The organism is Streptomyces sp. NPDC096324 (assembly GCF_044763015.1).
Classification (GTDB): Bacteria; Actinomycetota; Actinomycetes; order Streptomycetales; family Streptomycetaceae; genus Streptomyces.
The window spans coordinates 21,110-43,395 of record NZ_JBIWFK010000014.1 but is presented as its reverse complement, the minus strand read 5'-3'; the positions used below and the strand labels follow the sequence as shown (position 1 = coordinate 43,395).

Below are 22,286 nucleotides of genomic sequence, written 5' to 3'. Positions count from 1 at the left end.
GCAGGGACGCCGAAGCGGGCCAGGATCCCGGCGCCCCGCCGCGCGATACGCGGTTCGCGCCCGGCGGTGTTCGTATGAAACTACAAGCGTTCGCCCGCGCGGGGAGAAAGCTTCCCGCACAGGGGATGGCCGATACTGAGGACGTTATGGAAACCATCATCCTTGCTGTAGTCATCGCCGTGGTGGTGATCGGCGCGCTCGGTGGGCTCGTCGTCGGCAGTCGCAAGCGGAAGCAGCTGCCCCCACCGCCCCCCGCCGCCCCCGACATCACCGCTCCACCGGCCGAACCGCACGTCGGCGACGAGGCCGAGGCGCCGCACGACGAGCCGCGCCGCACCCTGGAGGAGGTGGATCTCCCCGACGGCTCGGCCGCCCCGTCGGTCGTCGTCGAAGAACCTCCGGTAGCCGCCCCCCAGATCGAGATCCCGGAACCGACCGCCGGGCGCCTGGTGCGCCTGCGCTCCCGGCTCTCCCGCTCGCAGAACGCGCTCGGCAAGGGGCTGCTCACGCTGCTCTCGCGCGAGCACCTCGACGACGACACCTGGGAGGAGATCGAGGACACGCTGCTCGTCGCCGACGTGGGTGTGCAGCCCACCCAGGAACTCGTCGATCGGCTGCGCGAGCGGGTGAAGGTGCTCGGCACGCGGACGCCCGACGAACTGCGCGCCCTGCTGCGCGAGGAGCTGATCCAGCTTCTCGTCCCGGAGTTCGACCGTGCGGTCAAGACCGACTCGAACCTCGACACCCCGGGCATCGTGATGGTCGTCGGCGTCAACGGCACCGGCAAGACCACCACCACCGGCAAGCTCGCGCGCGTGCTCGTCGCCGACGGCAAGAACGTCGTCCTCGGCGCCGCCGACACCTTCCGCGCCGCCGCCGCCGACCAGCTCCAGACCTGGGGCGAGCGCGTGGGCGCCCGTACCGTCCGCGGCGCCGAGGGCGGCGACCCCGCCTCGATCGCGTTCGACGCGGTCAAGGAGGGCATCGAGGAGGGCGCGGACGTCGTCCTCATCGACACCGCGGGCCGGCTCCACACCAAGACCGGCCTCATGGACGAGCTCGGCAAGGTCAAGCGCGTCGTGGAGAAGCACGCGCCGCTCGACGAGGTGCTGCTCGTCCTCGACGCGACCACCGGGCAGAACGGTCTGGTGCAGGCGCGCGTGTTCGCCGAGGTCGTCGAGATCACCGGCATCGTGCTCACCAAGCTCGACGGCACGGCGAAGGGCGGCATCGTCATCGCGGTGCAGCGCGAGCTGGGCGTCCCGGTCAAGCTGGTGGGCCTCGGAGAGGGCGCGGACGACCTGGCGCCCTTCGAGCCCGAGGCGTTCGTCGACGCCCTGATCGGAGAGTGACCACCCGCGCGAACGCGTAGGTGCCCGACGAAGCGCCCGTCCCCGCGATACCGCGGGGAACGGGCGCTTCGTCCGTTCGGCTCGCTCCGGCGGTCAGGCCCGCGAACGGTGTGCCACGTAGGCGAGGGTGCCCAGCAGCAGCCTGGCCGGGGGCGGCTTCGGGGCGGAGTCGAGAGCGGGGGAGCGCAGCCAGCGGACCGGGCCGAGCCCCGCACGGTCGGAGGGCGGGGCGGTGATGAACGCGCCCGGGCCGAGGCCGTGCAGGTCGAGGGAGGCGTCGTCCCAGCCCATGCGGTAGAGCAGCTCGGGAAGTTCGGCGGCGGAACCGGGGGAGACGAAGAAGTGGGCGCGGCCGTCCGGGCCGGCCGTCACGGGACCGAGCGGCAGGCCCATGCGCTCCAGCCGGACGAGCGCCCGGCGCCCGGCCGCCTCGGCCACCTCGATGACGTCGAAGGCCCGGCCGGCCGGCAGCATCACCGCGGCGCCCGGGAAGCCCGCCCAGATGCCGGTCGCCTCGTTCAGCGTGGTGCCCGCCGGGATCGTGGGGGCGAAGGCCAGGGGGTGCGCACCCGGCGCCGGGCAGTCGGCCAGGCCGCACGAGCACGCCCCCGCGGCGGCTCGGGCACCCGGGACCACGTCCCATCCCCACAGTCCGGTGAACGCGGCGACGGCGCCGCCCTCCGACGAGCGGCCGCGGCGACGAGCACCGGTCCGGATGTCGCGCATCGCCCGACTACTGCCGATCGTGAAGCCCATGCCCCCTCCAACGGGTCCGGTGCGCCCGTGGTTACGTCACGGAACCGGATTGTCACCCTCTGTTCCTGCCTGCCCGGTTTCACGCGATCCAGGCAGCGCCTTGTCGTGCAGGGGGTGGTGTGTTCGGCTCCGTGCGCCCTGGCGTGCGCTTCTCCGCCCACCCTTGGTCGTTCTGTGTCAAGTGAATCGCGAGCAGGGCGACTGGAGTTCATTCGAAGGGGTGGCGAATGGTGGCGTTTCACGGATCGCCATGGCTGGACGCGTGATCGTAGGATTACTTTGAGTGCACGAGTCCTGGGGTTTTGTTTACTCGCGAGTATGCCAAGGGCAAGCAGGGTTCCCGTTCGAAGGGTGAGAACTACCGGACGCGCGGCCGCGTTTACGGGCATTCTGATAGGGCTTGGCGCAGAGCGGCGACAAGTGGTCTCGGGGAGTGGGGGCGTTCCAGTGGGCGGCAACGGCGGAGGCGGGACGAACGCTGACAGGCGCCCCAACGAGCTGCTCGGCTCGTGGTTCGTGCGCAGTGGCTGGTCGAAGGGCGAGCTGGCGCGCCAGGTGAACCGCAGGGCCCGCCAGTTGGGGGCCAACCACATCTCGACGGACACCTCGCGGGTGCGCCGCTGGCTGGACGGGGAGAACCCGCGCGAGCCGATCCCGCGGATCCTGTCGGAGCTGTTCTCCGAGCGGTTCGGCTGTGTCGTCGCCGTGGAGGACCTCGGCCTGCGCGCCGCCCACCAGGCGCCCTCCGTGTCCGGCATCGACCTTCCGTGGACCGGCCCCCAGACCGTCGCGCTCATCAGCGAGTACTCGCGCAGCGACCTGATGCTGGCCCGGCGCGGCTTCCTCGGCAGTTCGCTGGGGCTCTCCGCGGGCCCGGCCCTCATCGAGCCCATGCAGCGCTGGCTCGTGCCCACCCCGCCGACGGCGTACGAGCCGGCCGAACCGCCGGCCTCCACGCGCCGCGGCGGGAGGCTCTCCCAACCGGAGCTGGATCTCCTGGAGTCCACCACCGTGATGTTCCGTCAGTGGGACGCGCAGTGCGGCGGCGGACTGCGCCGCAAGGCCGTCGTCGGCCAGTTGCACGAGGTGACGGACCTTCTCCAGGAACCGCAGCCCGTCGCCACCGAGAGGCGCCTGTTCAAGGTCGCCGCCGAACTGGCCGAGCTGGCGGGCTGGATGAGCTACGACGTGGGCCTCCAGCCCACCGCGCAGAAGTACTTCGTCCTCGCCCTGCACGCCTCGAAGGAGGCGGGCGACAAGCCGCTCGGCTCGTACATCCTCTCCAGCATGAGCCGTCAGATGATCCACCTGGGGCGGCCCGACGACGCGCTGGAGCTGATCCACCTCGCCCAGTACGGCAGCCGTGACTGCGCGAGCCCGCGCACCCAGTCGATGCTGTATGCGATGGAGGCCCGCGCCTACGCCAACATGGGCCAGCCCGGAAAGTGCAAGCGGGCCGTCCGCATGGCCGAGGACACCTTCACCGACGTGCACGAGTGGGACGAGCCGGACCCCGACTGGATCCGCTTCTTCTCCCGCGCCGAGCTGTACGGCGAGAACTCGCACTCCTACCGCGACCTCGCCTACGTCGCCGGGCGCAGCCCCACGTACGCCTCCATGGCCGAGCCCCTGATGCAGAAGGCGGTCGACCTCTTCGGCAAGGACTCCGAGCACCAGCGGTCGTACGCGCTCAACCTCATCGGCATGGCCACGGTGCACCTGTTGCAGCGTGAGCCCGAGCAGAGTGCGGTCCTGGCCAAGGAAGCCCTGAGGATCGGCAGGAAAGTGCGCTCCGAGCGCGTCAACACTCGTATCCGAAAGACGGTCGACACCGCCGTCCGTGACTTCGGGGATCTCGCCGAGGTCATCGACCTCACCGACCAGCTCGCCGTCGACCTGCCCGAGACGGCCGAGGCGGTCTGACACCGGGCCGCCGCGGCGGCCCAGCCTCGTACCCCGGCCGCGGCCGGTCGTCCTGAACTGCCCGACTCGGCTCCCCCATGCCAGGTCATCGGACGACCGGACGTGGCCGGTTCCGCTGTATGCGGCCCCCGTAGGCGCCGCTCGCGCCGCCCCGGCCCCGCTCCCGCGAGAATGCCCCACACGGTGGTCACGCCCCCGCGCGCCCAGAGCGCCGCGGGCATCCCTCGGGAGATTGCGTCACGATAACGATCGCTTCGACCGCAATCAGGCAGTTCATGAACGTGTAACACACGGAGCGCCTTCGTCACTGGTGCGAAACATCGAGGGGCGTCCACGGAAACCGCGCTGCGTCAATCTCATGGCGCATAACCGGCCCACCCCTCACGACCCATTCAGGCTTCGCCCGCACGGGGCCGTACCAACGACGAGGAGACGCCGATGGCACCAGCCATCACCCTTGCCGCAGAGGCACCCAAGCTGTCTGCCGCCAACACAGGGTTCATGCTCATCTGTTCCGCCCTCGTGCTCATCATGACGCCGGGCCTCGCCTTCTTCTACGGAGGCATGGTCCGCGTCAAGAGCACGCTCAACATGCTGATGATGAGCTTCATCAGCATGGGGATCATCACCATCCTGTGGGTGCTGTACGGCTTCTCCCTCGCCTTCGGCACGGACAAGGGATCGTTCATCGGCTGGACCTCTGACTGGGTCGGCCTCAGCAACATCGGCCTGACGGAGCTGTGGGACGGCTACACCATCCCGGTCTTCGTCTTCATGGTCTTCCAGCTCATGTTCGCGATCATCACGCCCGCACTGATAAGCGGTGCCCTCGCGGACCGCGTGAAGTTCACGGCGTGGTCGCTGTTCATCACGCTGTGGGCCACGCTCGTCTACTTCCCCGTCGCCCACTGGGTGTGGGGCGCGGGCGGCTGGGCCTTCGAGCTCGGTGTGATCGACTTCGCCGGCGGTACGGCGGTCCACATCAACGCGGGTGCCGCGGCGCTCGGCGTGATCCTGGTCATCGGCAAGCGCGTCGGCTTCAAGAAGGACCCGATGCGCCCGCACAGCCTCCCGCTGGTGATGCTCGGCTCCGGTCTGCTGTGGTTCGGCTGGTTCGGCTTCAACGCCGGCTCGTGGCTCGGCAACGACGACGGCGTCGGCGCGCTGATGTTCGTCAACACGCAGGTCGCCACCGCGGCCGCCATGCTCGCCTGGCTCCTCTACGAGAAGATCCGGCACGGCGCGTTCACCACGCTGGGCGCAGCCTCCGGCGCGGTCGCCGGTCTGGTCGCCATCACCCCCTCGGGCGGTGCCGTCTCCCCGCTCGGCGCCATCGCGGTCGGTGCCATCGCCGGTGTCCTGTGCGCCATGGCCGTCGGCCTGAAGTACCGCTTCGGCTACGACGACTCGCTCGACGTCGTCGGCGTCCACCTCGTCGGCGGTGTCATCGGCTCCCTGCTGATCGGCTTCTTCGCCAGCGGCCACGGCCAGTCCACGGTCGAGGGTCTCTTCTACGGCGGCGGCCTGACCCAGTTCTGGAAGCAGTGCGCCGGCGTCTTCGCCGTCCTCGGCTACTCCCTGGTCGTCTCTGCGATCCTCGCCTTCGTCATCGACAAGACCCTCGGCATGCGGGTCACCGAGGACGAGGAGATCGCCGGCATCGACCAGGCCGAGCACGCCGAGACCGCATACGACTTCAGCGGCGCCGGTGGTGGCGCCGCCCGGACCGCCGTGCCCGCCCCGGCCGACACGGACGCCAAGAAGGTGGACGCATGAAGCTCATCACCGCCGTCGTGAAGCCCCACCGGCTCGACGAGATCAAAGAGGCACTGCAGGCCTTCGGCGTCCACGGACTGACGGTCACCGAGGCGAGCGGCTACGGTCGGCAGCGGGGACACACCGAGGTGTACCGCGGCGCCGAGTACACGGTCGACCTCGTTCCCAAGATCCGCATCGAGGTGCTGGTCGAGGACGACGACGCCGAACAGCTCGTCGACGTCGTCGTCAAGGCGGCCCGCACCGGCAAGATCGGTGACGGCAAGGTGTGGTCCGTCCCGGTCGACACGGCCGTCCGGGTCCGCACCGGCGAGCGCGGCCCCGACGCGCTCTGACGGACCGGCCCGCACGAAGAGGAAAGACAGGAGTCGCTGGGTGACGAGTACCAACACGCGAGTGGAAGCAGAGGACTCGGGACCCAGCGGCTACGCGGCGGCCCGGCTGCGCCTCCTCCAGGAGGAGGCGCGGTCCGGGCCGCCGCGCCGTACCGCCCTCGCGGAACTGACGGACGACTGGCTGACCGGCCTGTTCACCGCCGGATCCCAGGGCCTGCGCGGAGTCTCCCTCATCGCCGTCGGCGGCTACGGCCGCGGCGAGCTCTCCCCGCGCAGCGACCTCGACCTGCTCCTCCTGCACGACGGCACCGACCCCGGCGCCGTAGCCGCCCTCGCCGACCGCGTCTGGTACCCCGTCTGGGACCTCGGCCTCGATCTCGACCACTCGGTCCGCACCCCGGCCGAGGCCCGCAAGACCGCCGCCGACGACCTCAAGGTCCAGCTCGGCCTCCTCGACGCCCGCCATGTCGCCGGCGATCTCGGCCTCACCGCCGGACTGCGCACGGCCGTCCTCGCCGACTGGCGCAACCAGGCGCCCAAGCGGCTGCCCCAGCTCCAGGAACTGTGCGCGGAGCGCGCCGAACGCCAGGGCGAACTCCAGTACCTCCTCGAACCCGACCTGAAGGAAGCCCGCGGCGGACTGCGCGACGCCACCGCGCTGCGTGCCGTCGCCGCCTCCTGGCTCGCGGACGCACCCCGCGAAGGCCTCGCGGACGCCCGCCGCCGGCTCCTGGACGTCCGCGACGCGCTGCACCTCGCCACCGGCCGCGCCACCGACCGCCTCGCCCTCCAGGAACAGGACCAGGTCGCCGCGGAACTCGGACTGCTGGACGCCGACACCCTCCTGCGCCAGGTGTACGAGGCCGCGCGCGTCGTGTCGTACGCCAGCGACGTCACCTGGCGCGAAGTCGGACGCGTCCTGCGCTCGCGCGCCGTACGACCGCGGCTGCGCGCCATGCTGGGCGGCGGCAAGCCCGTCACCGAACGGTCCCCGCTCGCCGAGGGCGTGGTCGAGCAGGACGGCGAGGTCGGGCTCGCCCGCGCCGCCCGGCCCGAGCGCGACCCCGTGCTCCCGCTGCGCGCCGCGGCCGCCGCCGCGCAGGCGGACCTCCCGCTGTCCCTGCACGCCGTACGGCGCATGGCCGCCGCCGTACGTCCGCTCCCCACACCCTGGCCCGCCGAGGCACGCGAACAGCTCGTCACCCTCCTCGGCTCGGGCCGCCCGACCATCGAGGTCTGGGAGGCGCTGGAGGCCGAAGGGCTCATCACCCGGCTGCTGCCCGACTGGGAGCGGGTGCGCTGCCGGCCCCAGCGCAACGCCGTCCACATCTGGACCGTCGACCGCCACCTCATCGAGACGGCCGTCCGCGCCTCCGAACTGACCCGCCGCGTCGGCCGCCCCGACCTCCTGCTCGTCTCCGCGCTGCTGCACGACATCGGCAAGGGCTGGCCCGGCGACCACTCCGTCGCCGGCGAGATCATCGCCCGCGACGTGGCCGCCCGGATCGGCTTCGACCGCGCGGACGTGGCGGTGCTCGCCACCCTCGTACGCCACCATCTGCTGCTCGTCGACACCGCGACCCGGCGCGACCTGGAGGACCCGGCCACCGTCCGCTCCGTCGCCGAGGCCGTCGGCTCGCAGGGCACCCTGGAACTGCTGCACGCGCTCACCGAGGCGGACGCGCTGGCCACCGGGCCCGCCGCATGGTCCTCCTGGCGCGGCTCCCTCGTCGCCGACCTGGTCAAACGGGTCTCGGCCGTACTGTCCGGGGACGCTCCCGAGGAGCCCGAGGCCGCCGCGCCGACCGCCGAGATGGAACGCCTCGCGATCGAGGCGTGCCGCACGGGCGGGCCCGTCCTGTCCCTGCGCGCGCAGACGGAACCCCTCGACTCCGAGGCCGAACCCCCCGCCGCCCCGGCCGATCCGGAACCGCTCGGCGTGGAACTCCTCATCGCCGTCCCCGACCAGCCCGGCGTGCTCCCGTCGGTCGCCGGCGTCCTCGCCATGCACCGGCTGACCGTCCGCACCGCCGAGCTGCGCGCCCTGGACCTGCCCGACGGTGTCGACGGCTCGGTGCTGCTGCTCAACTGGCGCGTCGCCGCCGAGTACGGCTCCCTGCCGCAGGCCGCCCGGCTGCGCGCCGACCTCGTACGCGCCCTCGACGGCTCCCTCGACATCAGCGCCCGCCTCGCCGAGCGCGACGCCGCCTACCCGCGCCGCCGGGGCGTCGTCGCACCCCCCGCGCGCGTCACCGTGGCGTCGGCGGCCTCCCGCCTGGCCACGGTCATCGAGGTCCGCGCCCACGACGCCCCGGGCCTGCTGCACCGCATCGGGCGGGCCCTGGAGACGGCGCGGGTGCGGGTACGGAGCATGCACGTCTCCACGCTCGGCGCGAACGCCGTGGACGCCTTCTACGTGACGGGCGCGAAGGGGGAGCCCCTGCCGGGGGAGGAGGCGGCCTCGGTGGCACGGGCGGTGGAGGAGGCACTCCGCTCCTGACCCTCCGGCCACCGGCCACCGGCCACCGGCCACCGGCCCGAGGGCCGTTCCGCGCCGGCACCGGTTCCGCCCCGTGGGGCCGTCGGCCCGGCGGCCATTCCGCGCCCGGCTGGTTCCACCCCGGTCTCGGTCCGCGCCCGCGCCGTTCCGCGCCCGCGTACGCACCGGTCTCGGTCCGCGCCCGCGTCGGCACCGCTTCCCTGCTTCCGCGGCCGCACCGCTTCCGCACCGCGTCCGCCCCGGACTCGGCCCGCGCCCGCACCGCTTCCGCGCCCGCACCCCATCCGCGTCCGCACCGGGTCCCTCGCGTGCTGCCTCCGGGTGCCGGGCCGGGATGTGATCTCCGCGACCCGGGGAGTCGTCCGGTCGCCGGAAGTCGGTCCAGCGGGGGGTGGGGACCGCCGTCTCCGCCCCCGCGGGCCGCGTCCCCGCCCGTCGAATGCGGTGTGCGGGGAGGAATCGCTTGCGCGGACAGATACCCTGGAGGGCAGCCCGAAACGACCCCGACTCCGAGGACCGAAGCCACCGTGTTCGATACCCTCTCCGACCGCCTCAGCGCGACGTTCAAAAACCTCCGCGGCAAGGGGCGCCTCAGTGAGGCGGACATCGACGCCACGGCCCGCGAGATCCGCATCGCGCTCCTCGAAGCCGACGTCGCCCTGCCCGTCGTCCGCACGTTCATCAAGAACGTCAAGGAACGGGCCATGGGCAGCGATGTCTCCCGGGCCCTGAACCCCGCCCAGCAGGTCCTGAAGATCGTGAACGACGAGCTCGTCACGATCCTCGGCGGTGAGACCCGCCGTCTCCGGTTCGCCAAGAACCCGCCCACCGTGATCATGCTCGCGGGCCTCCAGGGCGCCGGCAAGACCACGCTCGCCGGAAAGCTCGGCAAGTGGCTCAAGGACCAGGGTCACTCCCCGATCCTCGTCGCCGCCGACCTCCAGCGCCCGAACGCGGTGAACCAGCTCAGCGTCGTCGCCGAGCGCGCGGGCGTCGCCGTCTACGCCCCCGAGCCGGGCAACGGCGTCGGCGACCCGGTCAAGGTCGCCAAGGACTCCATCGAGTTCGCGAAGGCCAAGGTCCACGACATCGTGATCGTGGACACCGCCGGCCGCCTCGGTATCGACCAGGAGCTGATGCAGCAGGCCGCGGACATCCGCGACGCCGTCAGCCCCGACGAGATCCTCTTCGTCGTCGACGCGATGATCGGCCAGGACGCGGTCAACACCGCCGAGTCCTTCCGTGACGGCGTCGGCTTCGACGGCGTCGTGCTCTCCAAGCTCGACGGTGACGCCCGCGGTGGTGCCGCCCTGTCGATCCGGCAGATCACCGGCAAGCCGATCATGTTCGCCTCGAACGGCGAGAAGCTCGACGACTTCGACGCCTTCCACCCTGACCGGATGGCCTCCCGCATCCTCGACATGGGTGACCTCCTCACCCTGATCGAGCAGGCGGAGAAGACGTTCAGCCAGGAAGAGGCCGAGAAAATGGCCTCCAAGCTGGCGTCCAAGAAGGGCCAGGACTTCACCCTGGACGACTTCCTGGCCCAGATGGAGCAGGTCCGGAAGATGGGCAGCATCAGCAAGCTGCTCGGCATGCTTCCGGGTATGGGCCAGATCAAGGACCAGATCAACAACCTGGACGAGCGGGACGTCGACCGCGTCGGCGCGATCATCAAGTCGATGACCCCGGGCGAGCGCCACGACCCGACGATCATCAACGGCTCGCGCCGTGCCCGTATCGCCAAGGGTTCCGGCGTCGAGGTCAGCGCGGTCAAGGGCCTGGTCGAGCGCTTCTTCGAGGCCCGCAAGATGATGTCCCGCATGGCCCAGGGCGGCGGGATGCCGGGCATGCCGGGGATGCCGGGCATGGGCGGCGGCCCCGGCCGCGCCAAGAAGAAGCCGAAGCAGGCCAAGGGCAAGCAGCGCTCCGGCAACCCGATGAAGCGCAAGCAGCAGGAGGAAGAGGAGGCCGCGCGCCGCGAGGCCGGCGCGCAGGGCGGCAACGCCTTCGGCCTCCCGCAGCAGGGCACCCAGGACGACTTCGAGCTGCCGGACGAGTTCAAGAAGTTCATGGGCTGACGCTCCTGGACCGACCTCCCGTCCCGTACGGGAGCCCCGTCGTGACGCCCACTGGGGGCGCCTCTCACCGCGAGAGGCGCCCCCATTGGCATGACCGCGGGTGCCGGTGTCCGCCATCTGTCGTAACGTCCCCTTATGAGCAACCCTGTGCCGCCGCGCAAGGCACCGGACCAGCCGTGGCGTACCGAGGGCACGCCACCCGAGCCGACACCGCCGCCGGGCGGCCGGAAGAAGCTGCCGGGCGGCTGGTGGAGCCTGGCCCTGGCCGCGCTCATCGTGTTCCTGATCGCCAACCTGGTGCTGTCCTTCTACAACAAGGGCAACGAACCGACGATCTCGTACACGGAGTTCAGCCGGCAGGTCGACGACGGCAACGTCACCAAGATCTACGCCAAGGGCGACGCGATCCAGGGGCAGCTCAAGACCTCGCAGGAGAAGCCCGACGGCGACGGGAAGTACACCAAGTTCAAGACCCAGCGACCCGTCTTCGCCGACGACAAACTGTGGGACGACCTCCAGAAACACGAGGTCACGGTGACCGCCTCGCCGGTGGTCCAGGAACGCAGCCTCCTGTCCAACCTGCTGATCTCGCTCGCCCCGATGATCCTGCTCGTCGTCCTGTGGATCTTCATCGCCCGGCGGATGGGCTCCGGCATGGGCGGCGGGGGCGGCATGCTCGGCCGCAAGACACCGCCGAAACCGGTCGAGCTCGTGCCCGGCGGCAAGCGCACCACGTTCTCCGACGTGGCCGGCATCGACGAGGTGGCCGGCGAGGTCGACGACGTCGTGGACTTCCTCAAGAACCCCGACGCGTACCGCAGGATGGGCGCGAAGATGCCGCGCGGCGTGCTGCTGGCGGGACCGCCCGGTACGGGCAAGACCCTGCTCGCCCGGGCCGTCGCGGGCGAGGCGGGCGTCCCGTTCTTCTCCGCCTCCGCCTCCGAGTTCATCGAGATGATCGTGGGCGTCGGCGCCTCGCGCGTGCGCGAACTGTTCGCCGAGGCCCGCAAGGTGGCCCCCTCCATCATCTTCATCGACGAGATCGACACCATCGGACGGTCACGGTCGGGCGGCTCCGCCATGGGCGGTCACGACGAGCGCGAGCAGACGCTCAACCAGATCCTCACCGAGATGGACGGCTTCTCCGGCTCGGAGGGCGTCATCGTCATCGCCGCCACCAACCGCGCGGACATCCTGGACCCGGCGCTCACCCGCCCCGGCCGCTTCGACCGCGTCGTCAACGTCTCGCCCCCCGACCGCGGCGGCCGCGAGGCGATCCTGGAGATCCACACCCGCGACATCCCGCTCGCCCCGGACGTGAACCTGACCCAGGTGGCCCGTACGACCCCGGGCATGACCGGCGCCGACCTCGCCAACCTCGCCAACGAGGCCGCCCTCCTCGCCGTCAAGCGCAAGCAGACCGAGGTGAACCAGAGCGACCTCTCCGAAGCGCTCGAAAAGGTCCAGCTCGGCGCCGAACGCTCCCTGGTCATGCCGTACGAGGAGCGCCGCCGCACCGCGTACCACGAGAGCGGCCACGCCCTCCTGGGCATGCTGCGGCCCGGCGCCGACCCCGTCCGCAAGATCACCATCGTTCCGCGCGGCCGCGCGCTCGGCGTCACCCTCTCGACGCCGGACGCGGACCGGTACGCGTACACCGAGGAGTATCTGCGCGGCCGGATCATCGGCGCCCTCGGCGGCATGGCCGCCGAGCACGTCGTCTACGACGTCATCACCACGGGCTCGGAGAACGACCTGGAACAGGTCACCAACCTGGCCCGGGGCATGGTGGCCCGCTGGGGCATGAGCGAGCGCGTCGGCCGGCTGTCGGCGCTGCCCAACGACGCCCAGCAGGCCTACGGCCTCGCGGCGGCCCCGGGCACCCTCGACTCGATCGACCACGAGATGCGCCGCATCGTCGACGAGTGCTACGAGGAGGCCTGCCAGAAGCTCCGCGACCATCGGGGGCAGCTCGACGCCCTGGCGGAGGCGCTTCTCGCGAACGAGACGCTGGAGGAGGCCGAGGCCTACCGGATTGCCGGCGTGCCCCGGACGACCAAGGAGGTGTGACCCCGGCCCCGGGACTGCACCAAGCCACCACACCCAAGCCACCACACCCAAGCCACCACACCCAAGCCACAGCGCTCCCGCAGCCGGGATCCGGCGCGAGGGGACGTGCCGGTACATCGATGCCCGTCGCCACCGACGCCCACGCCTCACCCGACGGCGACGGGCTGATGCACCGGCACGGCCCCGACCCACCCACCGGTCTCAGGGCGTACGGGCGATCAGATACCGGAACACGTTCGGCATCCACACGGTCCCGTCCCGCCGCAGATGGGGATGCAGCGCCTCCGCCACCTCCTTTTCGACCTGCGCCTGGTCGGTGGCGTCGACGGCCGCGTCGAAGAGCCCCGTGGAGAGCAGCCCGCGTACGGCACTGTCCACATCGGCGTAGCCGAACGGGCAGGCCACCCGCCCCGAGCCGTCCGGCCGCAGTCCGGCCCGCTGGGCCACGTCCTCCAGGTCGTCCCGGCGGGCGGCACGCCAGCTCGCCGCGCGCAGGGGATCGGCCAGTTTCGTGGCCACCCGCAGCACGGCCGAGGTGGTGCACCGCTCCGGCGGCCCCCACCCGACGAGCACCACGGGCGCTCCCCGGCCCGCGAGCGGTGCCGCCTCCACGAGCTGCGCACCGAGCCCCTCGGAGTCGCCGGCCACGCACCCGATCGGTTCGAACGCGGTCACCAGGTCGTACGCCGGCGCTCCCTCCACCACCGTGTCCCACGGGGACCCGGACACGATCCGGGCCACGGCGCGCGGGCCCGTGTCCCGTTCGGACGGCAGCAGACGATCCCGCGCGAGGGCCAGCCGTTCGGGCGACGAGGAGTCGACACCCGTGACCGCGGCGCCGCGGGAGCCGGCCATCAACAGCGCGAGCCCCGACCCGCAGCCGAGCCCGAGCAGCCGTGTCCCGCCGCCCACTTCGAGCCGCTCGTAGACGGCCTCGAAGAGCGGCACCAGCATCCGCTCCTGGATCTCGGCCCAGTCACGCGCGCGTGCACCCCGGTCCGAGCGGGGCGATGGGCCCGCATGAGGAAGGTGCTGCCGCACGAGCGTAGGTGTCATCGAAAGTGCCCCAATCCGCCGAGAGTTGCCGCCGGGCCCCCTTCCTCCGCCCCCGCGCGCGAGGCCCGCACTCCCCCCGTATGTCAGGTAACTCCGCCCTCGACGTGCCGTCCAGGGGTCTCGGGGGCCCGTTTACGGCCCGGCCGCGAAAGGCGCAAGAATTCACATACCGGCAACGTGGGCCCGTAGCATCACCCGCATGGCAAAGGCACCCGTGCTCACTCCCCAGGCGGACGATTTCCCGCGCTGGTACCAGGACTTGATCAACAAGGCCGAGCTCGCCGACAACGGACCGGTGCGCGGCACCATGGTCATCCGGCCCTACGGGTACGGCCTGTGGGAGCGGATGCAGCAGGAGCTGGACGCCCGCATCAAGGACGCGGGTGCCCAGAACGCCTACTTCCCGCTGTTCATCCCGCAGTCGTACCTGACCCGGGAGGCGGAGCACGTCGAGGGCTTCGCGCCCGAGCTGGCGGTCGTCACGCACGGCGGGGGCAAGGAGCTGGAGGAGCCGGTCGTCGTCCGCCCCACCTCCGAGACGATCGTCAACGAGTACTTCTCCAAGTGGGTGCAGAGTTACCGCGACCTGCCGCTGCGGATCAACCAGTGGGCGAACGTGGTCCGTTGGGAGATGCGCCCGAGGGTGTTCCTGCGAACGACCGAATTCCTCTGGCAGGAGGGCCACACCGCGCACGCCACGTACGAGGACGCCCGGGACTACGCCGCGCGCATCCACAAGGAGGTCTACGCCGACTTCATGGTGAACGTCCTCGGCATCGATGTCGTCCTCGGCCGGAAGACGGCGAGCGAGCGGTTCGCGGGCGCGATCAACACCCTCACGCTCGAAGGCATGATGGGCGACGGCAAGGCGCTCCAGATGGGCACGAGTCACGAGCTGGGGCAGAACTTCGCGAAGGCGTTCAACACCCAGTACCTGTCCAGGGACGGGAAGCAGGAGCTCGTCTGGCAGACCTCCTGGGGGGCCTCGACCCGCATGGTGGGTGGCCTGATCATGTCGCACGGTGATGACAGTGGGTTGCGGGTGCCGCCCCGGCTCGCCCCGGTACAGGTCGTCGTCCTCGCGATCAAGGGGGACGATGCCGTTCTGGCCAAGGTCCGCGACATCGGCGAACGGCTGGCGGCGGCGGGTGTACGGGTCCAGGTCGACGACCGTACGGACACCCCCTTCGGGCGCCGCGCCGTCGACTGGGAGCTCAAGGGCGTCCCCGTACGGATCGAGGTCGGGCCCCGTGACCTGGAGAACGGCACGGCGATGCTCGCCCGCCGCATTCCCGGCGGCAAGGAGCCGGTGGCCCTCGACGCGCTGGCCGCCCTGCTGCCCGGCGTCCTGGAGGAGGACCAGGCGCTCCTCCTGAGGCAGTCCCGCGAGCGCCGCGAGTCCCGTACGACGGACGTGTCGACCATCGGCGCGGCCGTGGAGACCGCCGTGGCCGGCGGCTGGGCGCGCATCCCCTGGGCCGACCTCGGCGAAGAGGGCGAGGCCAGGCTCGCGGAGCACGCGGTGACCGTACGGTGTCTGGTCGCCGAGGACGGGTCGGTGCCGGACACCGACGACGCACCCGGTAACGTCGCCGTCGTCGCCCGCGCCTACTGAGCCGAACGGCAGGGCGGCCGAAACACCTCTTGCGCATCTGCCGACCACAGGTGCCCCGGCGTGCTGAAATCGTCTACGCGCCGGGGCGTACGTGTGACTACGTACCGCCTTGGTATGAGCTGTAACGCTTCTCCGCAGATCAGCGCACCCGACCTCGTCGGTTCACATCAGTGGCAACTGACGGGTACGTGCAAATTATTTGGGATGCCCCGTAATAGGAACACGGAGGCACTCCCGCTCGTTCTCATTACGTGAGCACGACACCACCTGTTCTCGCCGCAGAGCTGGCAGGGGCGTGGGCCGACATTCAGCGGCACCACCCCGAACTGCCCGATCTTGCCGCGCCAGAGTCCCTGATCGGAGAATCGTCGTCCGCCTGCGGACACGAACTCTCCTTCGAACGACTGCTTCACGAAGCAGTCCACGGCATCGCCGCCGCCCGCGGAGTCCGCGACACCTCGCGCGCCGGCCGCTATCACAACCGCAGATTCCTCGCGATCGCCGAGGAGTTGGGCCTGGACCATCCCGAGGAGCCGCATCCCAGCAGTGGCTTCTCGCTGGTCACGCTCAACCCCGAGGCGAAGCGCCGCTACCGTCCGACCATCGAGCGGCTCCAGCGGGCGCTGAAGGCCCACACGGCCGCCACGTCCGCGGACACCGCCCGCTCGTTCCGCGGCCCGGCCGCACGCCACGGCTCATCCGGGGGAGGTGTCCGCGTCAAGGCCGTCTGCGACTGCGGGCGCAACGTGCGCGTGGTCCCGTCCGTCCTCGCGCAGGCGCCGATCGTGTGCGGAGGGTGCGGCAAGCCCTTCCGGATTCCGGAGGTGGTCGGGGCGGCCGCCGGCTGAGGAGCGGGCTCCACCGGCGTCTCGTGGGTGCCGGACGAGTTCGCGCGGCCCGTGAGCAGTCGTGCCTCCCTCACCGCCCTGGAGCAGGTGGGGGAATTCAGGAGGCACGAGTGCGCACGGGCGGCATCTCTCCGAGGCCCCGGCGGCCGGTGCACGTCGCCCATGCCTGTCGGGCACCCGGAACACCGGGTGCCCGACAGGCATGGGCTCGGTCAGGCATGCGGTGGTCCCGGCAGGGCTCGTCCGGGCGCGGGCTCGTGCGGCGGACGTGGGCTCGCCCACCCTCGGTCCGGGCGGAGCGCGGGATGTGGCAGAATGGCTAGCTGTACTCGACAGCCGCATAGGACCCCTCTCTCCTCCGGCTGACGCGTCCATCGGGCACTCGGGTACCGCAACCCCACGCGGCCATCTCTGCGTGCCCAACCCCGTCAAGACCAGGAGACACCACTTCCGTGGCAGTCAAGATCAAGCTGAAGCGTCTGGGCAAGATCCGTTCGCCTCACTACCGCATCGTCGTCGCCGACTCCCGTACCCGCCGTGACGGCAGGGCCATCGAGGAGATCGGTCTGTACCACCCGGTGCAGAACCCTTCGCGCATCGAGGTCGACTCGGACCGCGCGCAGTACTGGCTGGGTGTCGGCGCGCAGCCGACCGAGCCCGTGCTCGCCATCCTGAAGCTGACCGGTGACTGGCAGAAGTTCAAGGGCCTGCCGGCCCCGGCTCCGCTGCTCGTCGCCGAGCCGAAGGCCGCGCGCCCGCTGTTCGACGCCCTCGGTGGCGACGACACGGGCAAGGGTGAGGCCATCACCCAGAAGAAGAAGGCTGAGAAGAAGGACGAGGCCGCGGCCGAGTCCGAGTCGACCGAGGCCTGAGCATGCTCGAGGAGGCTCTCGAGCACCTCGTGAAGGGCATCGTCGACAACCCCGACGACGTGCAGGTCGCCTCGCGCAACCTGCGCCGTGGGCGCGTTCTCGAGGTCCGGGTCCACCCGGACGACCTCGGCAAGGTGATCGGCCGCAACGGTCGCACCGCGCGCGCTCTGCGTACCGTCGTGGGTGCCATCGGCGGCCGCGGTGTCCGCGTCGACCTCGTCGACGTGGACCACGTCCGCTGACGTAACAGGCAACACCGGCTCGGGCCGGGGAGGGCTTACGAGCCGTCCCCGGCCCGTAGTCGTCTGCGAACCCGTCCGGGCGGCCACCGGGTCCCTCCCGGAAGGGACGCCCGTCAACCTCACGGACGCCCGCGCTCCCGCGGTCGTCCGCAAACATCGCCGTCGGCACACGACAGGAGATCAAGCACAGTGCAGCTGGTAGTCGCTCGCGTCGGCCGTGCCCACGGCATCAAGGGCGAGGTCACCGTGGAGGTCCGCACCGACGAGCCGGAGCTCCGGCTCGGCCCCGGTGCCGTCCTGCTCACCGATCCGGCCTCCACCGGACCACTGACCATCGAGACGGGCCGCGTCCACAGCGGCCGTCTCCTGCTGCGCTTCGCGGGCGTGCGGGACCGCAACGCCGCCGAGGCGCTGCGCAACACCCTGCTGATCGCCGAGGTCGACCCGGACGAGACGCCTGAGGACCCGGACGAGTACTACGACCACCAGCTCATGGACCTGGACGTGGTCACCGTCGACGGCTCCGAGGTCGGGCGCATCACGGAGATCTCGCACCTGCCCTCGCAGGACCTGTTCGTGGTGGAGCGCCCGGACGGCACCGAGGTACTGATCCCGTTCGTGGAGGAGATCGTCGTCGAGATCGACCTGGAGGAGCAGCGGGCCGTCATCGACCCGCCGCCCGGCCTGATCGACGACCAGGCGGAGATCGTCTCCACCAGGGACGCGGAGGACGAGTCCGCCGCGGCCGGCGAGGACGCCACGGAGGCCGGCGCCTGATGCGGCTCGACGTGGTCACGATCTTCCCCGAGTACCTGGAACCGCTGAACGTCTCACTCGTCGGCAAGGCCCGCGCGCGCGGACAGCTCGACGTGCACGTGCACGACCTCCGGGACTGGACGTACGACCGGCACAACACGGTCGACGACACGCCCTACGGCGGCGGCCCCGGCATGGTCATGAAGACCGAGCCCTGGGGCGACGCCCTGGACTCCGCCCTGGCGGACGGCTACGAGACGGGCGCCCACGGCCCCGCCCTCGTGGTCCCCACCCCCAGCGGGCGCCCCTTCACCCAGCAGCTCGCCGTCGAACTCTCCGAGCGCCCCTGGCTGGTCTTCACGCCCGCGCGCTACGAGGGCATCGACCGCCGAGTCATCGACGAGTACGCGACCAGGATGCCCGTCTACGAGGTGTCCATCGGCGACTACGTCCTCGCCGGCGGCGAGGCGGCCGTCCTCGTCGTCACCGAGGCCGTGGCGCGACTGCTGCCGGGAGTCCTCGGCAACGCCGAGTCCCACCGCGACGACTCGTTCGCTCCCGGGGCCATGGCCAACCTCCTGGAGGGGCCGGTGTACACCAAGCCCCCGAGGTGGCGCGGCCGTGAGATCCCCGAGGTGCTGGTCAGCGGCCACCACGGGAAGATCGCCCGCTGGCGCCGCGACGAGGCACTGCGCCGTACGGCGGCGAACCGGCCCGACCTCATCGAGCGCTGCGACGCCTCCGGCTTCGACAAGAAGGATCGCGAGATGCTCTCGATCCTGGGCTGGAGCCCGGCCCCCGACGGCCGATTTTGGCGCAGGCCGGACGTCGTGGAAGAATAGGCCGCTGCTCTCCGTCGTCCGGCGTGCGCCCCTGCCACAGGGGGACACGACGCCCGTCCCGACGAGACGGCATCATCTTCGAACCTCTCTCCCGTTGATGACCTGTGGCATCAGCGAAGAAAGCAGACACAATGTCCCACCTGCTCGACACGGTCGACGGCGCCTCGCTGCGCACCGACATCCCGGCCTTCCGCCCGGGTGACACCGTCAACGTCCACGTCCGCGTCATCGAGGGCAACCGCTCCCGTGTGCAGCAGTTCAAGGGCGTAGTCATCCGCCGCCAGGGCTCCGGTGTCCGCGAGACCTTCTCGGTCCGCAAGGTCTCGTTCTCCGTCGGCGTCGAGCGCACCTTCCCGGTGCACACCCCGATCGTCGAGAAGATCGAGGTCGTCACCCGCGGTGACGTGCGCCGCGCCAAGCTGTACTACCTCCGTGACCTGCGCGGCAAGGCCGCGAAGATCAAGGAGAAGCGCGACCGCTGAGCCCGTCCGCCGCGGTGATCCGTCGGCGACCGAGCCGGTAAGAAGGTGTCTCAGACGGGCCGGATAGCATCTGGCCCCGATGGACACCGAAGCACAGCCCGTGGAGCGCGACCGCTCCTCCGGCCCTTCCGCTCCCGAGGAGATCTCGGACACAGCGGGGCCGGAGGAGGGGTCGCGTTCTGCGTTCGCCGACAAAGTCGCCGCGTGGCTCCCCGGGGGCCGGATCACCCTGACCGTGCTGGTCTGTCTGGTCTTTCTGCTGCTGGTCAGCCGCTTCGTGATGCAGCCCTTCGAAATTCCCAGCGGGTCCATGGAGTCCGGATTGAGGATCGGGGACCGCGTTCTCGTAAACAAGTTGGCGTACCGTTTCGGTTCCGAGCCGCAGCGGGGCGATGTCGTCGTGTTCGACGGCACCGGTTATTTCGGGAACGCGGACTACGTCAAACGCGTCGTCGGGGTTGAGGGGGACCACGTGGTCTGCTGCGACAAGGAGGGGAGACTCGAAGTGAACGGCCGATCGGTCGACGAGTCGACATTTCTCTATCAGGGCGACAGCCCGTCCGAGGTGCCCTTCGACGTCGTCGTGCCCGAGCGGTCCCTGTTCCTCCTGGGTGATCACCGCGGCCGCTCCAGCGACTCCCGTGATCACCTGGGCTCGCCCGGCGGCGGCATGGTCCCCGTCGGCGAGGTCATCGGCAGGGCCGACTGGATCGCCTGGCCCGCGGGCCACTGGACCCGTCTGACGCGTCCCGACGCCTACGCGCGCGTGCCCGCCGCCGGGGGTGCCCGTGGGTAACCGCGGACGGGCGCGCGGGGTCTCCGCCAGCGCCGCCGACAACCTGCTCCCCACCGGGTCCCGGCGCGCCGCCGGAGGCGCCGCCCGGCCCAGCCGGGTCGAGCGCCGCAAGCTCGCGCGCAAGATCAAGCGGCGCAGGCGCCGCTCGGCGGTCAAGGAGATCCCTCTCCTCGTCGGCGTGGCCGTGCTGATAGCCCTGGTCCTCAAGACGTTCCTCGTCCAGGCCTTCGTGATCCCGTCGGGCTCCATGGAGAACACGATCCAGATCGGCGACCGCGTCCTGGTGGACAAGTTCACCCCCTGGTTCGGCTCCGAGCCCAAGCGCGGTGACGTCGTCGTCTTCAAGGACCCCGGAGGCTGGCTCACCGCCGAGGAGTCCCAGAAGAAGAACGACCCCGTGGTCGTCAAGCAGTTCAAGGAGGGGCTGACCTTCATCGGTCTGCTGCCCTCCGACAACGAGAAGGACCTGATCAAGCGGGTCGTCGGACTCGGCGGGGACACCGTCAAGTGCTGCGACACGGAGGGCCGGGTGACCGTGAACGGCACCCCCCTGAACGAGCCCTACATCTACGCCGGGGACAAACCCTCGGACTTCGCCTTCGAGGTGAAGGTGCCCGCGGGCCGGCTGTTCGTCCTGGGTGACCACCGGGGCAACTCCGCGGACTCCCGGTACCACCGCAGCGACAAGTTCAGCGGCACCGTCTCCGAGGACTCGGTCGTGGGCCGGGCGATGGTCATCGGCTGGCCCATCGGTCACTGGACCCGTCTGACGGAGCCGAACACCTTCTCGACGGTGGCCGACGCGCCCGGAGGGTCGGCTTCCGCTCCAGCCCTGTCGCATAGGGTGGCCTCTGCGGATCCAGACGGATTGATCCCGCTCCCGAGCCCTGCGGAACTCCCGCTCGTTATGGGAGTGGTGGGCCTGCGCCGAATACGGCGCGGGCGGCGGCACGGAGTGAGGAGTGGATGTGGGGGATGTGGCGGTCGGCGCGCGATCTGGGCACGAAGGTCCCGAGGGACAGCCGGAGCGGCCCGAGGATGCGGCTGCCCCGGCCGTAGAGCCCGATTCGGGTTCCGGGAGCGGCTCCGAGGACGGGGACGCCTCGACCGGGCGTTCCGGACGGGACCCGAAGTCCACCAAGCAGCGCTCCTTCTGGAAGGAGCTGCCGATCCTGATCGGCATCGCTCTAGTGCTCGCGCTGATTATCAAGACGTTCCTGGTCCAGGCGTTCTCGATCCCGTCGGACTCGATGCAGAACACCCTCCAGCAGGGTGACCGCGTCCTGGTCGACAAGCTGACTCCGTGGTTCGGCTCCGAGCCGGAGCGCGGCGAGGTCGTCGTCTTCCACGACCCGGACAACTGGCTGGCGGGCGAGCCCACGGCCAACCCGAACGCCCTCCAGACGGTCCTGAGCTGGATCGGCCTGATGCCCTCGGCCGAGGAGAAGGACCTCATCAAGCGGGTCGTCGGCGTCGGCGGTGACACGGTCGAGTGCAAGGGCACCGGCCCGCTGAAGGTCAACGGCAAGGCGCTGAACGAGTCGGCGTACGTGTACGCGGGGAACACCCCGTGCAGCCAGGACGAGGACGGCGGCCAGTTCAAGGTCAAGGTCCCCAAGGGCATGATCTGGGTGATGGGCGACCACCGCCAGAACTCGCGGGACTCGCGCTACAACCAGACGGACAAGCACCACGGCATGGTGCCCGTGAACGACGTCGTCGGCCGTGCCATCGTCAAGGCGTGGCCCATCAACCGCTGGGGCACCCTCCCGGTCCCGGACACCTTCGACCAGCCCGGTCTGAGCGACCAGGCGGCCGCGGCGGTCACCTCGCCGGGTTCCGTGGCCCTGCTGGGCGCGGCCCCGCTCGTGCTGGTGCGACGCAGGCGCAAGGCGTCCAAGGACGACTGAGCCATCTCACGGCCTTCGGGGCCGGCCTCCGCGGACCTGTCCGCGGAGGCCGGCCCCGTTCGTTTCCGGGCAAG

18 protein-coding genes and 1 pseudogene are annotated in these 22,286 nt (G+C 70.9%); 17 read left to right on the top strand and 2 right to left on the bottom strand.

Annotated features, from left to right (window positions below):
- Positions 1-146 precede the first annotated feature (146 nt).
- Entirely contained in the window at positions 147-1,352 is a 1,206-nt protein-coding gene (gene ftsY / locus ACIQ7M_RS32375) for a signal recognition particle-docking protein FtsY (protein ID WP_403650982.1), read from the top strand.
- A 93-nt stretch (positions 1,353-1,445) separates the two neighbouring features.
- Here the strand turns inward: ftsY and ACIQ7M_RS32370 are convergent, their stop codons facing one another.
- Positions 1,446-2,108: a bifunctional DNA primase/polymerase gene (locus tag ACIQ7M_RS32370; protein ID WP_403650980.1), complete on the bottom strand. Its 663-nt coding sequence runs from the start codon at positions 2,106-2,108 to the stop codon at positions 1,446-1,448.
- Between the two features lie 447 nt (positions 2,109-2,555).
- Between ACIQ7M_RS32370 and ACIQ7M_RS32365 the strand changes: the two genes are divergently transcribed.
- From ACIQ7M_RS32365 to ftsH, 6 genes are all read left to right on the top strand, one after another.
- A complete protein-coding gene (locus ACIQ7M_RS32365) occupies positions 2,556-4,031 on the top strand; it encodes a hypothetical protein (RefSeq protein ID WP_386983195.1) in 1,476 nt (491 codons plus the stop codon).
- Positions 4,032-4,469: 438 nt separating this feature from the next.
- On the top strand, positions 4,470-5,807 hold the full coding sequence (locus ACIQ7M_RS32360; RefSeq protein ID WP_355773623.1) for an ammonium transporter: 1,338 nt from the start codon (positions 4,470-4,472) through the stop codon (positions 5,805-5,807).
- The gene (locus tag ACIQ7M_RS32355) at positions 5,804-6,142 is read left to right on the top strand and encodes a P-II family nitrogen regulator (protein ID WP_037625082.1); all 339 of its coding nucleotides are present in this window, start codon (positions 5,804-5,806) and stop codon (positions 6,140-6,142) included. The genes ACIQ7M_RS32360 and ACIQ7M_RS32355 overlap by 4 nt, the downstream gene beginning before the upstream one ends.
- Before the next feature lie 40 nt (positions 6,143-6,182).
- Positions 6,183-8,642 (top strand): [protein-PII] uridylyltransferase, encoded by a 2,460-nt coding sequence (locus tag ACIQ7M_RS32350; protein WP_403650977.1) that lies wholly within the window; start codon positions 6,183-6,185, stop codon positions 8,640-8,642.
- 527 nt (positions 8,643-9,169) lie between these two features.
- Positions 9,170-10,723 (top strand): signal recognition particle protein, encoded by a 1,554-nt coding sequence (ffh, locus tag ACIQ7M_RS32345; RefSeq protein ID WP_355769579.1) that lies wholly within the window; start codon positions 9,170-9,172, stop codon positions 10,721-10,723.
- A 135-nt stretch (positions 10,724-10,858) separates the two neighbouring features.
- Positions 10,859-12,793 (top strand): ATP-dependent zinc metalloprotease FtsH, encoded by a 1,935-nt coding sequence (gene ftsH / locus ACIQ7M_RS32340; RefSeq protein ID WP_403650975.1) that lies wholly within the window; start codon positions 10,859-10,861, stop codon positions 12,791-12,793.
- Positions 12,794-12,994: 201 nt separating this feature from the next.
- Here ftsH and ACIQ7M_RS32335 read toward each other — a convergent pair whose 3' ends face one another.
- Positions 12,995-13,849, bottom strand: a complete 855-nt coding sequence (locus ACIQ7M_RS32335) for an SAM-dependent methyltransferase (protein ID WP_403650973.1) — start codon at positions 13,847-13,849, stop codon at positions 12,995-12,997.
- A gap of 199 nt (positions 13,850-14,048) precedes the next feature.
- Here ACIQ7M_RS32335 and proS point away from each other — a divergent pair, with 199 nt between their 5' ends.
- The 10 genes and pseudogenes from proS to lepB (ACIQ7M_RS32285) all read left to right on the top strand — a co-directional run bounded on the left by proS (position 14,049) and on the right by lepB (ACIQ7M_RS32285) (position 22,212).
- The gene (gene proS, locus ACIQ7M_RS32330; protein ID WP_403650971.1) at positions 14,049-15,464 is read left to right on the top strand and encodes a proline--tRNA ligase; all 1,416 of its coding nucleotides are present in this window, start codon (positions 14,049-14,051) and stop codon (positions 15,462-15,464) included.
- A 251-nt stretch (positions 15,465-15,715) separates the two neighbouring features.
- Positions 15,716-16,312, top strand: a complete 597-nt coding sequence (locus ACIQ7M_RS32325; RefSeq protein ID WP_037625093.1) for a hypothetical protein — start codon at positions 15,716-15,718, stop codon at positions 16,310-16,312.
- Between the two features lie 452 nt (positions 16,313-16,764).
- The gene (gene rpsP, locus ACIQ7M_RS32320; RefSeq protein WP_355769591.1) at positions 16,765-17,184 is read left to right on the top strand and encodes a 30S ribosomal protein S16; all 420 of its coding nucleotides are present in this window, start codon (positions 16,765-16,767) and stop codon (positions 17,182-17,184) included.
- 2 nt (positions 17,185-17,186) lie between these two features.
- A complete protein-coding gene (locus ACIQ7M_RS32315; protein WP_003973401.1) occupies positions 17,187-17,426 on the top strand; it encodes an RNA-binding protein in 240 nt (79 codons plus the stop codon).
- Between the two features lie 189 nt (positions 17,427-17,615).
- Positions 17,616-18,203: a ribosome maturation factor RimM gene (rimM, locus tag ACIQ7M_RS32310; RefSeq protein WP_355769594.1), complete on the top strand. Its 588-nt coding sequence runs from the start codon at positions 17,616-17,618 to the stop codon at positions 18,201-18,203.
- Positions 18,203-19,024, top strand: a complete 822-nt coding sequence (gene trmD, locus ACIQ7M_RS32305) for a tRNA (guanosine(37)-N1)-methyltransferase TrmD (RefSeq protein WP_403650968.1) — start codon at positions 18,203-18,205, stop codon at positions 19,022-19,024. Before rimM ends, trmD begins: the two co-directional genes overlap by 1 nt.
- A gap of 131 nt (positions 19,025-19,155) precedes the next feature.
- Positions 19,156-19,506 (top strand): 50S ribosomal protein L19, encoded by a 351-nt coding sequence (rplS, locus tag ACIQ7M_RS32300; RefSeq protein ID WP_403650966.1) that lies wholly within the window; start codon positions 19,156-19,158, stop codon positions 19,504-19,506.
- 79 nt (positions 19,507-19,585) lie between these two features.
- Complete coding sequence (gene lepB / locus ACIQ7M_RS32295; RefSeq protein WP_403650964.1) at positions 19,586-20,302, top strand: signal peptidase I; 717 nt, start codon at positions 19,586-19,588, stop codon at positions 20,300-20,302.
- Positions 20,295-21,383 (top strand): annotated as a pseudogene (gene lepB / locus ACIQ7M_RS32290) (signal peptidase I); the annotation flags it as partial. The gene lepB (ACIQ7M_RS32295) and the pseudogene lepB (ACIQ7M_RS32290), both read left to right, overlap by 8 nt.
- Positions 21,271-22,212 (top strand): signal peptidase I, encoded by a 942-nt coding sequence (gene lepB, locus ACIQ7M_RS32285; protein ID WP_403650962.1) that lies wholly within the window; start codon positions 21,271-21,273, stop codon positions 22,210-22,212. The pseudogene lepB (ACIQ7M_RS32290) and the gene lepB (ACIQ7M_RS32285), both read left to right, overlap by 113 nt.
- Positions 22,213-22,286 lie beyond the last annotated feature (74 nt).